The following is a 14,234-nucleotide window of genomic DNA, read 5'->3' on the forward strand; positions in this document are numbered from 1 at the left end:
TTTTCATTCAAGTAGAAACGCTACTTGTCAAAAACAGACCGAGGCATCAGCCTCGGTATGTGTTGCTCATTTAGAGCGAGTTATGCTGAACGGTATAAATTATTCTTCAGTTTTTGGCTTTTCAATAACCGCAATACCGAGTTCAGTTAATTGTACTGGATTAGCGAAACCTGGCGCGTTCGTTAGCGGACACGCTGCAGTTGTTGTTTTAGGGAATGCCATTACATCACGAATTGACGTTGCCCCCGTCATTAGCATGATAATACGGTCTAAACCAAACGCTAAACCAGCATGCGGTGGTGTGCCATAACGTAAGGCTTCAAGTAAGAAGCCAAATTTCTCTTTTGCTTCTTCTGCTTCAATACCTAAAATATTAAACACTGCGCTTTGCATTTCAGCATTATGGATACGCACAGAACCGCCGCCTAATTCACAACCGTTCAGTACCATGTCATACGCATCTGAGATCGCAGCGCCGGGATCGGCAGCTAATTCTTCAGGGCTGATGCCGCGCGGTGCGGTAAACGGATGGTGAACGGCATGGAAACTGCCATTGATTTTCTCAAACATTGGGAAATCAACAACCCACATTGGGCGCCATTCGCCTTCAAGTAAATCAAAGTCTTCACCGGCTTTTAAGCGCAATGCGCCCATGGCTTCAGCAACCACGTTAGCTTTGTCTGCACCAAATAAAATGATGTCACCAGTTTGTGCACCTGTGCGGCTAATAATGTTTTTAGCGATGTCTTCAGATAAAAACTTAAGTACAGGAGACTGAATACCGTCTATACCCGCATCTAAATCGTTAATCTTCATCCACGCTAAGCCTTTAGCACCATAAATGCCGGCATATTTGGTGTAGTCGTCAATTTGCTTACGAGACAACGATGCACCCGTTGGAATGCGAAGTGCGGCAACGCGGCCATCTGCATCATTTGCTGGGCCATTAAATACCGCAAACTCTACATCTTTTACTAAGTCGGCAATATCGACTAACTCAAGAGGGTTACGTAAGTCTGGTTTATCAGAACCGTAACGCTGCATGGCTTCTGCGTATGACATACGTGGAAACTCACCTAAATCAACATTGAGTAAGTCTTGGAACAAACCACGCATCATTTGCTCAGTTTTTTCCATCACTTGCTCGGCGCTCATGAATGAGGTTTCGATATCGATTTGAGTAAATTCAGGTTGACGGTCAGCACGTAAATCTTCATCACGGAAACATTTAACAATTTGATAGTAACGGTCAAAACCCGACATCATCAGTAACTGTTTAAATAACTGTGGTGATTGTGGTAACGCAAAGAATTGACCTTTATAAGTACGGCTAGGCACTAAATAGTCACGTGCACCTTCTGGCGTCGCTTTGGTTAAAATTGGCGTTTCAATGTCTAAAAAGCCATTAGCATCTAAGAAACGGCGCACAGCACTGGTCACTTTAGCGCGGAAGATTAAACGCTCAGCCATTTCTGGACGACGTAAATCTAAGTAGCGGTATTTAAGACGTTGCTCTTCGCTATTGTTTTGATAATTATCCATGCTCAATGGCAGTGGTGCTGCCACATTGATGATGTTCAGTTGCTTACCTAGAATTTCAATTTCGCCGGTTTTCATTTGTGCATTAACTTGGCTGTCAGGCCGTGCACGGACAACGCCGGTCACTTGAACACAAAATTCACTGCGCAATGTGCTGGCAACGTCAAAGACTTCTTTTAAGTCTGGATCATAAACAACCTGTACTAGCCCTTCTCTGTCGCGTAAGTCTAAAAACACAACTCCGCCTAAATCACGACTACGGTTAACCCAACCGACTAAAGTAACTTCTTGACCAAGATGAGACTGATTAATGTCTCCACAATAATGACTGCGCATTGAACTCTATCCTTTATCCACAAAGCGGTATTTTTGGAAATCGAAAACGATAAAAACGGCATTATATACCGTGACTCGCACTTATGCATTGCAGTATCAGTCAGTTTGCGTCAATTGACCATAGTTGTGGTTGATAAACATGGTTGATTGACGGAAAAATCTACAAGCATTAATTCATTTTATATTGATGACCGCCAATCTTCTTAGCTTGATACATTAATTGGTCGGCCGTTTTAAGTAATGTTGCCGGTGTGTCGGCATCTTCATTAAACATGGCAATACCGATACTGGCTGAAATATTCACCTGGCGACCGTCAATGACGGTAATTCTTTTTAATGCCAGCAAAATATTATCAGCAACTTGACGAGTATTTTCTTTGCTGTCGATATGTTGAAGTAATAATACAAACTCATCACCGCCGAATCGGGCTACTGTGTCTGATTCACGGACACATTTAGACAACATTAACCCTACCCGGTGTAATAATTTATCACCTATATGATGACCGTGCATATCATTGACCGCTTTAAAGCCATCAAGGTCGACAAACAATACTGCAAAACGAGATTTATCTCGCTGATGAGTCATGACAGCTTGGCTTAATCTGTCGTCTAGTAAACTGCGGTTGGGTAAGCCTGTCACATTGTCGTGATTTGCCATAAATTTAAGGTTTTCTTCAGCTTTAATTCGCTTTTGTATTTCAACATTCAAACGACGATTTGACATATATATCATCAATGCGATGAATGACAATACCAGCAAACTCACGATTAATATTTGTAACCAGCGTTGGTACCGCAAAGTATCACTATTAACGTCTAATGAAACCCACTTTTGGTACATGTTTTGTTGCTCTGTTTCATCGATTGTCGCTATGACTCTGTCGATTAACGGCACTAAGTCTTTCACTCCTGGGAACAGTCCTATACGGCTATGCTGCTCGGTTAATTCCGCCACAAGTGACATTTTAAGACTCGGATATTGACCACTTTTTAGTGTTGTCGCTAATGTTGCAACTTGATCAACAAACATATCTGCACTGCCATTGATGACAGCATTGATACCCTGTTCAGTATCAGCAACTATCACCAAATCAATACCAGGGTATTGCTGCCTTAATTGGTCGATAATGTGGTAACCATCAACCACCGCCAGCCGTTTACCGACAACTTGTGAGATATTAAAGATGGGTGGTTGAGTTAACGAAGTCACGATTGCCCAAGGTGAGGGCCAGTAAGGAGCCGAAAAAGCCAAGGCGTTTTCACGTTCATTGGTTTGCGCCATACTGGCCACCAGATGAATTTCGCCTTTAATCAAATCATTGACCATTTTACCAAAATCATCATAAGACACTGGAATAATCGTCAGGTTTAGCTGTTTAACGAGTAGATTTTTAATATCAGCATTAACCCCTAAAAACTGGCCATTTTTACCTTGAAATTCCATCGGCGCCCAATTTTTAAGGTAGCCCATCTTAATGGCACCTAAACTACTGATATATTGCTTTTGCTGGGTGGTTAATTTTATTTTACTGCCACTGCCCGTGAAGAAACGATCGTCCGGGTTAATCAACCACTTACGTTCAATTTGGATTTGCTCTTCTACCGAAATCAAATTAAAACCAGCTTGAATACGATCTGCGAGGCCACTGTCGTCAATACGGGTTAACGCATACATGTCGGTCGTAAATTCAATATCGAAATATTGCCGAAATTCAGCCCAGAGTTTATTTGCTAACAGATAATGCGATGTCATCGCAGCAGAAGAAATAAACCCGCTAATTTCGTCATTATGAGCCGCTTTAACCATCTCATCGAGTGTGTGATAAAAACGCAATTGTGCTTCAGGAAATGCAGACTTAACTTGACTAATATAAGGTGCGGTAGGAAATACCCCAATACGTATTGCGCTTTTCTGAATGTCTTTAATATTTTGTTTGCCACTAAAAAAGCGACTTTTAACTGATGTAATATGCCAAGCCTGTTTTAACCCGCTACGCATATCTTGGCTTTCAGGGTAACCAATATGTACATCAGCCACACCACGTTTTACATCGTCAATAGTGCTGTTCATGTCGCCAGTGGCAAAGTCGATATTAATACCGGTTTTTTTAGACCACAATTTCCATAAATCAACCAGCATCCCTGTAGGTAAACCGTCAACACCAAGATCGGCATAGGGCTCAACACCCGTTTGCATGGCAATAATGACCCCAGATGTTTGTTTATGATAACCGAGCCAGCGGCGTTCGATATGCTTAATCGTTTGAGGTGAAATTAATCCAAAGCCATGGTTAATGTTATCGACCAAAGCTTGATTACCTTTTACCACGGCAGGAACTAACTGAACCTTTTTGATGAGGATACGCGAAGAACTGTAAAAGTTAGCGGCAATATCTTGCTCTAGGGCAAGGTTACGTTGATAACCTTCAATCCCAGCAAACACCAACAGCTCGTCCTTCGCCGCCGCTTGCAGTAATTGCTCTCGATTTGTAAAACGTTTAAAACTTAAACGAGGTTCTATTGAACGCAGCATTGCCTCGTGAGAAGAACCATCAACTATGCCGATCTGATATGGAATTAAATCACTGATCTGTTTTTTGCTATTGAGTGATTTGTGTAGATAGAGGTATGTATTTAATGACGTAAATGGCGTAGCAAAATCGAATTTTTTAGCACGAGCTTCAGTTATCGTCATACCAATATGAACATCGGCATTATGTTGCTCGAGTTGATCTAATGATTGCTGCCAATGACGAGTTACAAAGCGAATTTTAGTGTCACTGACGATTGACCACTCGCGCCATAAATCCACTAAAATACCCGCTGGATTTCCTTTATCATCCAAATATTCAAACGGATATGTATCTTCACCCATGACGATAATTAGCGGCGATGCTGGTTCTAAGGCATTATCGTCATTATGAAAGCCGTATGCGGGCAAAATGAGCATCCACAGAAGCGATGCCAGCACCCAAGATATCAATTTCAAGTTTTTTCCCTAATACTTTTATTTTGATGATTACGTCGTTTTTATCGTTATTAAGACAAGCTGCAGCAATATTATACCGTGATACATATATCGTTAAGCACCACTGTAATGCACAATTTGTTATCAATTTGTAGCTGTTTCACAAATAATATCATTATTTAGACTGAGTTAATGTATGTTTTGTCAAATTTTGCTGTCATTCCCCGCTTTTATAAGCAAAGCAAACAAAAAGGTTGATAATAGAATTCAATAATCGCAAATAACGACTAAACATCCAGCAAGGATTAATTCTTGTTAATATTAACAGCAATAAAACCCATGCAGAACCAAAAGTATTAACACTATGGCGAACTATTTTAAAAAAAACACACAAATTACCAGTAGGATACTTGCTGCACTTAACCATGATTAGCTAAAATACATGCTGAATTTTTACCACATTACAGCTCATGAACTCTCAACAAGATAAAATTTACGCAAATGCCGCAGATCAAATAACAGATTTTCAATTTGATCAACGTGTTGCGGGCGTATTTAATGACATGATCCGTCGTTCTGTCCCAGGTTACGCGCAAATTATCAATACATTGGGTGATTTTGCTCACCGCTTTGTTATTCCCAACAGTAATATTTATGACCTTGGCAGTTCTTTAGGCTCTGCGACATTAAGTATTCGACGTCAAATTGAAGGACGCGATTGCCAAATTTTTGCTGTTGATAATAGTCAATCCATGATTGACCGCTGCAAAGAAAATTTATCAGCTTATGTTAGTGATACCCAAGTAAACTTATTGTGTGCCGATATACGAGAGATCGAGATTGAGAATGCCTCAATGGTAGTACTCAACTTTACTTTACAATTTTTGCCGGTAAACGATCGTAATGCGTTAATTAAACGTATTTATGATGGTTTGTTGCCTGGCGGCGTATTGGTTATTTCTGAAAAGCTGTTTTTTGAAGACAATCAAATCCAAACCCTTTTGGATGAACAGCATTTAGATTTTAAACGCGCCAATGGCTACAGTGAACTCGAGATAAGCCAAAAACGTAGTGCGCTTGAAAACGTAATGCGTCCAGACAGCCTAACGACTCACCAACAACGTCTGAATGATAATGGTTTTTCACACTTCTCAGTGTGGTTCCAATGCTTTAATTTTGCATCTATGGTAGCGATTAAATGATAAGTTTTAGCTCTTTTTACAAAGACATTGCCGACTCTAACCTGCAACACTGGTTAGAAACATTGCCCTCTATATTAGGCCAATGGCAACGTGACCATAAACATGGCAACTTACCTAAGTGGGAAAAAGTCCTTAATAAGTTTAATTACCCGCAACCCGATACCATAGAACTGACGTCAAGCGTTACCATTGGCAGCGGTGATCAATTAACGCCCGGTCAGGTAGAAAAGCTCACTAATTTGCTCGGCATGTTTCAACCCTGGCGTAAAGGCCCATTTACTGTCCATGGTATTGAAATAGATACTGAATGGCGCAGCGACTGGAAATGGGATAGAGTAAAAGGCCATATTTCTCCGCTTAAAAATCGTACTGTGTTAGATGTGGGTTGTGGCAGTGGTTATCATATGTGGCGAATGTTAGGTGAAGGTGCATCTCGCGTAGTCGGGGTTGACCCTTCGCCATTATTTTTATGCCAGTTTGAAGCGATAAAACGCCTCGCGGGCAATCAACACCCAATACATTTGTTGCCTTTAGGTATTCAAGAGTTACCCCCTCTTGATGCATTTGACACCGTGTTTTCGATGGGGGTGTTGTACCACCGTCGTTCGCCGATAGACCATTTGCTGCAATTACGCGATCAACTGCGTATGGGCGGTGAGTTGGTGCTTGAAACCTTAGTGATTGATGGCGATGAAAACGCAGTGTTAGTGCCACAAGATCGTTACGGAAAAATGAACAATGTGTGGTTTATACCGTCTGTGGCCGCACTGATGTTATGGTTAAAAAAATGTGAGTTTACCGATATACGTTGTGTTGATATCGATACGACTTCACTTGCAGAGCAACGTAGTACAAACTGGATGAAAAATGAATCACTAGTCGATTATCTCGATCCAAATGATGCAACCTTAACGGTAGAAGGTTACCCCGCACCAAAACGGGCCATCATTATTGCTACTAAGAATCAACCGAATCACGATTTAGTTTAACGAATACTATTCAACAGGAATTGACATGTTAAAGCAGGTAATTGCTCTATCCATTGCGACGGCTTTATTAGTAGGTTGTACCACTACAGAAAAACCAACGACACCTCCGCTAACCAATGCTGATTTGAATAGCAGTTTGCTGAATACACAAACAGCAGTAATTGACGCCATAAAAAGCAGTTGTATTGATCAGACTGCTGAAATGAGCGAATTATCAGCGGAAATGAGGAAGTTAAAAACTCAAGTTAGTACCGCCATGGCTGAAAGACCTAAAACAATCGTGATGCCAGCACCGCCAATGCCAAAACCTGTTGCCGTGCCAGAGCAATGCCCTGAAGCCATGATAGGTGAAAAGTTTTTATTAGGCGAAGTTGAAAGTGTCTTCGTTGATGAAGTCAAAGCCATGTTTGCAACCCGTATTGATACCGGTGCTGAATCATCATCACTTGATGCACGTAATATTGTGTTATTTGAGCGTGATGGTGTGCAATGGGTGCGCTATGACGTGATGTCTAACGGCATTGATCAACCCGCAAACACCTTTGAAACAAAAGTGGTTAAGTTTGTGCGAATTAAACAAGATGCCGAATCAGATGATGATCGTCGCCCAGTTATTCATGCGCATTTAAAAATAGGTAAATATTCAGCCGAAACCGATTTAAACCTTGTCGACCGTAGCCACCTAGATTACCCGTTACTACTTGGTCGCAAGTTTATGAAAGATATTGCAATTGTTGATGTAGGCCAAATCTATATCCACGGTAAAGCAAAAAAACAAATCACAACATTAAATAAGTAGGATCAGTAATGCATTCTCGTAAACCGTTTTACATTTTTGTTGCACTGCTCTTTATCATCGGCATCAGCACGAGTATTTATCGTGGGGTTGAACACAGCGTGCCCTTTTTACCAGGCGAACAAGTTCAAAGCTGGGCTGTAGATGCAAAAGTGAGTTTTATGGGCAGTAACCAACCTGCCGAAGTGAACTTTTCTTTACCTAATGACCCTGCATTTGACGTGTTGGTCGAAAATGCCACATCACCAGGTTATGGGTTAAGCATTTCTAACGATGTTGCCAATCGCCGTGCGGTATGGTCAATTCGTGAAGCCACGGGACCACAAGCGTTATACTACCGCGTGACCTTGGTGCCTACCGGTAAACTTGATATTCAAACAACAGAAACACCATTGGCTCCTGAGCCGTATTTATGGCCTGCCACCGAGAAATCAGCTGCAGATCAAGTGATTGAAGATGTTTGGGGCCGCAGTGCAACCAATTTATCGTTTGCACAACAATTGATGAATCTTATCAATGACACAGAACAAAGCCAAAATATGGCGCTGTTATTGTCGGCTAACACGTCAACCAACCTGTTTGTGCAGATGCTGCACTCTAAAGGTGTACCTGCTCGGATAGTCAATGGTTTACAGTTAGAAGATCAACGTCGCCGTCAGCAACTCACCCCGTATGTGCAGGTGTATAACAATGGCGAGTGGGTGTTATTTGATATACCCAATAACAAAAAAGGCCGTGATAATACCTTAGTGTTATGGGAATACTCCGGCCATTCAGTCTTAGATGTCATGGGCGGAATTAACTCACAAGTTAATTTCTCAATGCTGCAAGATACCCGTTCAGCATTGGCCACCTCTATAGACATGATGATGAATGACGATGCATTAGACTTCTCGCTTTATCAACTACCGCTAGAAGAACAAAGCTTGTTTAAAGGTATTTTACTGATCCCTATCGGGGTTTTAGTGGTGGTATTTTTACGCGTCATCGTCGGCATTAAAACTTCGGGCACCTTTATGCCTGTGTTAATTGCCTTAGCGTTTATTCAAACGACATTATTAACTGGCTTAATCGGTTTCTTATTGATTGTGGCCTTTGGATTAATGATCCGCTCGTATTTGTCTACCCTCAACTTACTGCTTATATCCCGAATATCAGCGGTGATTATTGTGGTTATTTTCATTATTGGGTTATTCACACTTATTTCGTTTAAATTAGGCTTAAGTGAAGGCTTAACAGTGACGTTCTTCCCGATGATCATTCTGGCATGGACCATCGAACGTATGTCTATACTATGGGAAGAAGAAGGCCCTAAAAAAGTATTCGTTTCAGGCGGCGGCAGTTTATTTGTAGCCACCCTAGCCTACTTAGCAATGGACAATGACCTAGTGCAACATTGGGTATTTAACTTCTTAGGTATTCACCTGGTTATTTTGGCGCTTGTGTTAGTGATGGGCCAATACACAGGATACCGCTTAACAGAGTTAAAACGCTTTAAACCATTGGTTGGAGAGAAATAATGAAGTACGCCTGGCCTTGGGAGTTGAGCCGTAGCGGTGTACTGAATATGAACAGGCGCAATATTAGCTATATTGGTCGTTATAATCAGCGTAAATTTTATAAACGCGTTGATGATAAGTTGATCACTAAGCAACTTGCGCTTGCTAATAACATTGCGGTTCCAGACCTGATTGGTGTTGTCCACGAACAACATAAAATTCAAGAAATTCCAGCCATGGTCAGCGACCGTACTGGTTTTGTTATCAAACCAGCCAAAGGTTCTGGCGGTAAAGGCATTATGGTGATCACTAAAGTGAACAATGGCTGTTATTACAAGCCAAATGGTCATGAAGTGACTCACAATGAAATTTACCGACATGTATCTAACATACTCAGTGGTTTGTTTTCTCTGGGCGGCAAGCCTGACGTGGCCATTGTTGAAGGGTTAATTGAGTTCGACCCGGTATTTGAAGGCTTCAGTTATGAAGGCGTACCAGACATTCGCTTGATTGTGTTTAAAGGTTTTCCAGTCATGGGGATGTTGCGTTTATCAACAGCTGCATCCGACGGTAAAGCTAACTTGCACCAGGGCGCTGTGGGCGTAGGTTTAGACATTGCTACCGGTAAAAGTTTACATGCGGTGCAGTTTGACTTGCCAGTTGATAAACACCCAGACACTCATTTTCCATTGAATAACATGTCTGTACCACACTGGGAAACCTTATTACATACGGCATCAAGTGCCTATGAAATGTGTGAGCTGGGATACCTTGGAACCGACATGGTATTGGATAAAAACAAAGGCCCATTGCTACTTGAATTGAACGCCCGTCCAGGGTTAACCATTCAAATTGCCAATGGTAGAGGCATTTTACCTCGACTCAAACACGTTGAAGCCATGAAAGGCCCTGCGATGTCAGTTGAAGAACGTGTGGCTTATGCTAAAAAGCATTTCTCTAGTAATCCTAAGTTTTAGTTTATTGGCCACAGCAAATGCTGTGGCTAATCCGTTGGCACTGTTTGTAGAGCAGTGCCTTCAATATCAACCAAAACTCACGTCTTTGTCGCAGAATGATAGCTTATCTCCGGCTCACCAAGCTGTTGAGTTTGAAAAAAACACGCTCGCATTAAACAACATAAATGATCGGATACAATACTACCGTCCTTTTGCCACTGACAGCCTAAGCAAGCAAGGTTTATTGTGGTGTCAATTGCACCTTGCTGATGAACTATATATGCTCACTCAAGCAACACAAACCCAAGCACTTATCGATGTATTACAAACCGAACCAGCTCCTTACAAACAATTAAGTGAACGGCTGTTAACCGTCAAACAAAACCAATGGGATATCGAGCAAAAATCCAAACTGCATAGTGCTCAGGCTTCGGTAAACCAAGCATTGTCACAGCGTCAGTTACAAATGCAATTCAATGATGAACAATGTGTATTGCCGCAAGCCACACCGCAAACAGATACAAACAATATCGATATTCACATTGCTCAATACCTGATTAAACAAAACGATGAAAACTGCCGTAAACAAGCTTGGTTTGCTTATCAAACGCGTGCCAAACATAAAATAAAATCTGCGATTTCCTATATTCAGCAATTACAGCAACAACGAGCATTAACCCTAGGTTACCAAAATACTGCTGAATATGTATTGGCAACACATGGACTTAATGCTGACTTACTTTCTCAGTTTTTAAACGACCAAACCGAACAACTTGATATTGCCCCTTGGAATATTGCGCGCGCCCTATCGCAAACAGCAAAACCAGAAGCAATAGAGGCGGTTTCTGCCCAAGCCTATTTACTGCAATTACTCAGTAACCTTGCCCCACTTGGGCTACGTGTTGAACTGCTAGCAGACAAGACTACAGCGGAACAACAAACTAATAAACAATCAACCGATGACGCGCCTACCATTAGTATTATTCGACTTTGGCATAAACAAAGGTTACTTGGAGAACTGTATACATATCCGCTTGCACAAGATGCATTGTCTAAGAGGATCAATGCCCAGCTGATAAAACAATCGGTTATCGGCCATCAGTTTGGCCAATATTCAATCACATACCCTAAAACCTTAAACAGCCAAAAACAACAACAAAAATTGATTGAAGCGTTAAGCCAGGCCATTGTCTCGCTAGCACAAGGCAGTCAATATTATTTACTCGCCAATAAGACCCAAAACAGTCAGCAATATGCCATCGCCAGCTTATGGTTGAGTCAATATTTACGCTCAAGCCTGCACTTTGCACCTCTTTCTAGCCGTGCACAATTAGCATTACATTATCAAACCCAAATGCGAGTCTTTAGAACAAAGGTGGCTCTACACTTTTACCAATTTACTGGCGATATTGATAATACAGAATGGTTAAGTCATAACGCCAAATTATCTGCCGAATTTGCCAACAGCTTTGGTCAACCTTGGCCGCAGGCAACAGATGTAATATATAGTTATCAAGCTATTGCTAATCAAGGAATTAGCGATTATCTTCCATTGTGGCAACAGGCATTAATGCAACTCATTACCCAACAAGGTAACGACCGACTGTCAAACTCAGCTATTTTTGATTTGTTAATGATTAATGAAACCTATTCACCCCTACACGATCAACTTGAGCAGCTTATTGGCGCGCCAATTGACCCACATTCACTTATTTGGAGATTTAAACATGCTGGAACGATGCAAGAGTAAAACACTCTCGTACTTATTTTTATCAGCTAGCTTATTAAGTAGTGTGGCGCTGGCGAAACAGCCAACAGAAGACATTGCTCATCAGTTAACCGCTGAACAAGTGTACCAGGGTATCAAAACCACATTAGAAACTAACCTGTATTCACTGCCACCTCGAGTTCAAGGGCACTATGCCATCCGTCAATATCGTATGACAGGTGAAAACAAGTATGCCAATGGCTCATTAATTGACTTACTCACCATTGCAGAGCGCCAAGCTTACTATGCATGTAATTTGGACAAGCCCGGTTTTATCAAAACAGAATCGCAAATTGAAGTGAATAAACTCAAACCTGGGATCCGTGGTGATGCACGCAAATTAGCCATCGCGCCCTACCCTGAGTTTATGATGTACAGCAATGTGCTATTGCGTTATGCCAGCCGTATTGATGAGTTTGGTTTTACCGGACCTTGCCATGATTTATTAATCACTACGTTAAAGAAGGCTGATTTAACCCCAGCGTTAACCGACAAGCAGATGATCAAGGCGTGGGCGGCACAATTAATTAACTATGTATTCTGGGCTAAACAAATTGGTCTAGGAGACTATTATGACGCTTATAAAGCAGCCTTTATCGCAACTTACCCAAATGATCAAGACGCTAGACTTAGCAATAGCCAATACAAAAATAAAATATATGGCATGACACATTTTATTTTTGCTGCCAGTGAATACTACCAGTACCCTGTTGACCCAAAAGAATACCAATGGATTCTGGATTATTTTGAAAAAAACATCGATCGTATTTTGACTGACACCACAGAAGACATTATTACAGAAGTGGGCATTAGCTTTTTAATTACAGGTAACCCAAACAACCCGGTTGTAAACAAGGTAAAACAGCATGTCATCGCAGCGTACGATCCGAAAGTAAACATGATCCCATCACCACATGGCGATGCTATTTTGTCTTCGGGAGAGCACAGAAACGTACTGGCGATGATGCTATTAGATTGGCCTGAAACCTTACATCAAGGGCCTTATCTGAATAATATTTCAAGCACCAAAAAACATTTGCCCAAGTTAGTGACACCCAAACCGACACTTGGCAAATCAATAACACACTAAAATAATCGTGTTTTCATTAGCGATGATTGCTCATCACAGTTAATGGTTCATCCCCACTGCTAAGCGGTATGAGTCACAGTAACTGAGCAAAGGCAAATGCACTGCATTTGCCTTTTTTATATGCCAAAATAAGCATTTTAAACATTAGATTTGGAACAAAGCATGAGCCGAGCAAAATCAACGTTAGAACAATGGCGTATAGTGCAAGCGGTGGTTGATTTTGGCGGATACGCCCAAGCCGCTGAAAAGCTTAATAAGAGTCAATCTTCGCTTAATCATGCAGTAGCTAAATTGCAGCATCAACTTGGTATTAATTTACTCGAAGTCAAAGGTCGTAAAGCATATTTAACTGAACAAGGTGAAGTCTTATTACGTCGGTCTCGTCACTTAACCCAATCCGTAGATGAACTGGAGCAACTGGCCACAAATTTAGGTCAAGGCTGGGAGCCCAACCTAACCATTGCCCGTGAACTTATCTACCCAATGGAAACACTCGTAGAAGCTCTCAAGGTATTTTTGCCACAAAGCCGCGGCACACGAGTGACCATTATCGATTCAGTAATCTCCGGAACCCATGAGTTAATTAATAACAAACAAGTCGATATTGCTATTTGTACCACCCCCCCTAAAGGCCATATTAGCGAGCCCCTCTGTGAAGCCAAATTTGAACTAGTGTGTCATCCTAATCATCCCCTTGCACAAGTAGGTTACATAGAGGATGACAAACAATTAGCTCAACACTTGCAAATTGTGATTAAAGATACAGCAACCAATACAGCAAACGATATTGGCTGGCTAAAAGCCGAGCAGCGATGGACGGTATCTAACTTTCACGAAGCAAAAACCATTCTGGCCAGTAATATTGGTTTTTGTTGGATCCCAAACTTTGTTGTACAACAAGAATTAGCCAGCAAACAATTAATCCGCCTACGTTTACGTGGCAGCTCACAGCGAAAAATCATTATGAATCTACTGATCCCTGACCGGGACAATCAAGGGCCTGCATGTAAGCTATTAGAAAGTTTGATTTTACAGCAACATAATGAACATTAAGTCTGTGCTTGTAGTGACTAGGCCATAGCGTTATT

10 protein-coding genes are annotated in these 14,234 nt (G+C 41.5%); 8 read left to right on the top strand and 2 right to left on the bottom strand.

Going from position 1 to position 14,234, the window contains the following annotated elements:
* Window positions 1-99: 99 nt before the first annotated feature.
* The gene (gene aspS / locus IEY48_RS00675) at window positions 100-1,875 is read right to left on the bottom strand and encodes an aspartate--tRNA ligase (protein ID WP_188916411.1); all 1,776 of its coding nucleotides are present in this window, start codon (window positions 1,873-1,875) and stop codon (window positions 100-102) included.
* A 169-nt stretch (window positions 1,876-2,044) separates the two neighbouring features.
* Entirely contained in the window at window positions 2,045-4,867 is a 2,823-nt protein-coding gene (locus tag IEY48_RS00680) for a transporter substrate-binding domain-containing protein (RefSeq protein ID WP_229786276.1), read from the bottom strand.
* 449 nt (window positions 4,868-5,316) lie between these two features.
* Between IEY48_RS00680 and cmoA the strand changes: the two genes are divergently transcribed.
* The 8 genes from cmoA (at window position 5,317) to IEY48_RS00720 (ending at window position 14,199) form a co-directional block, all read left to right on the top strand.
* Entirely contained in the window at window positions 5,317-6,048 is a 732-nt protein-coding gene (cmoA, locus tag IEY48_RS00685) for a carboxy-S-adenosyl-L-methionine synthase CmoA (protein ID WP_188916412.1), read from the top strand.
* Window positions 6,045-7,037 carry a tRNA 5-methoxyuridine(34)/uridine 5-oxyacetic acid(34) synthase CmoB gene (gene cmoB / locus IEY48_RS00690; RefSeq protein ID WP_188916413.1) on the top strand — a complete coding sequence of 331 codons (993 nt, stop codon included), beginning with the start codon at window positions 6,045-6,047 and terminating at the stop codon, window positions 7,035-7,037. The genes cmoA and cmoB overlap by 4 nt, the downstream gene beginning before the upstream one ends.
* 25 nt (window positions 7,038-7,062) lie before the next feature.
* Window positions 7,063-7,836 carry an ATP-dependent zinc protease family protein gene (locus IEY48_RS00695; RefSeq protein ID WP_188916414.1) on the top strand — a complete coding sequence of 258 codons (774 nt, stop codon included), beginning with the start codon at window positions 7,063-7,065 and terminating at the stop codon, window positions 7,834-7,836.
* Window positions 7,837-7,844: 8 nt separating this feature from the next.
* Window positions 7,845-9,353, top strand: coding sequence for a UUP1 family membrane protein (locus tag IEY48_RS00700; protein ID WP_188916415.1), 1,509 nt, complete (start codon window positions 7,845-7,847; stop codon window positions 9,351-9,353).
* Window positions 9,353-10,309: an alpha-L-glutamate ligase-like protein gene (locus IEY48_RS00705; RefSeq protein ID WP_188916416.1), complete on the top strand. Its 957-nt coding sequence runs from the start codon at window positions 9,353-9,355 to the stop codon at window positions 10,307-10,309. Before IEY48_RS00700 ends, IEY48_RS00705 begins: the two co-directional genes overlap by 1 nt.
* A complete protein-coding gene (locus IEY48_RS00710; RefSeq protein WP_188916417.1) occupies window positions 10,272-12,038 on the top strand; it encodes a hypothetical protein in 1,767 nt (588 codons plus the stop codon). Before IEY48_RS00705 ends, IEY48_RS00710 begins: the two co-directional genes overlap by 38 nt.
* Window positions 12,016-13,146, top strand: coding sequence for a DUF3541 domain-containing protein (locus IEY48_RS00715; RefSeq protein WP_188916418.1), 1,131 nt, complete (start codon window positions 12,016-12,018; stop codon window positions 13,144-13,146). Before IEY48_RS00710 ends, IEY48_RS00715 begins: the two co-directional genes overlap by 23 nt.
* Before the next feature lie 162 nt (window positions 13,147-13,308).
* On the top strand, window positions 13,309-14,199 hold the full coding sequence (locus IEY48_RS00720) for a LysR family transcriptional regulator (protein ID WP_188916419.1): 891 nt from the start codon (window positions 13,309-13,311) through the stop codon (window positions 14,197-14,199).
* Window positions 14,200-14,234 lie beyond the last annotated feature (35 nt).

Origin of the sequence: Shewanella saliphila, from assembly GCF_014648295.1 — a bacterium.
Taxonomy (GTDB): domain Bacteria; phylum Pseudomonadota; class Gammaproteobacteria; order Enterobacterales; family Shewanellaceae; genus Shewanella; species Shewanella saliphila.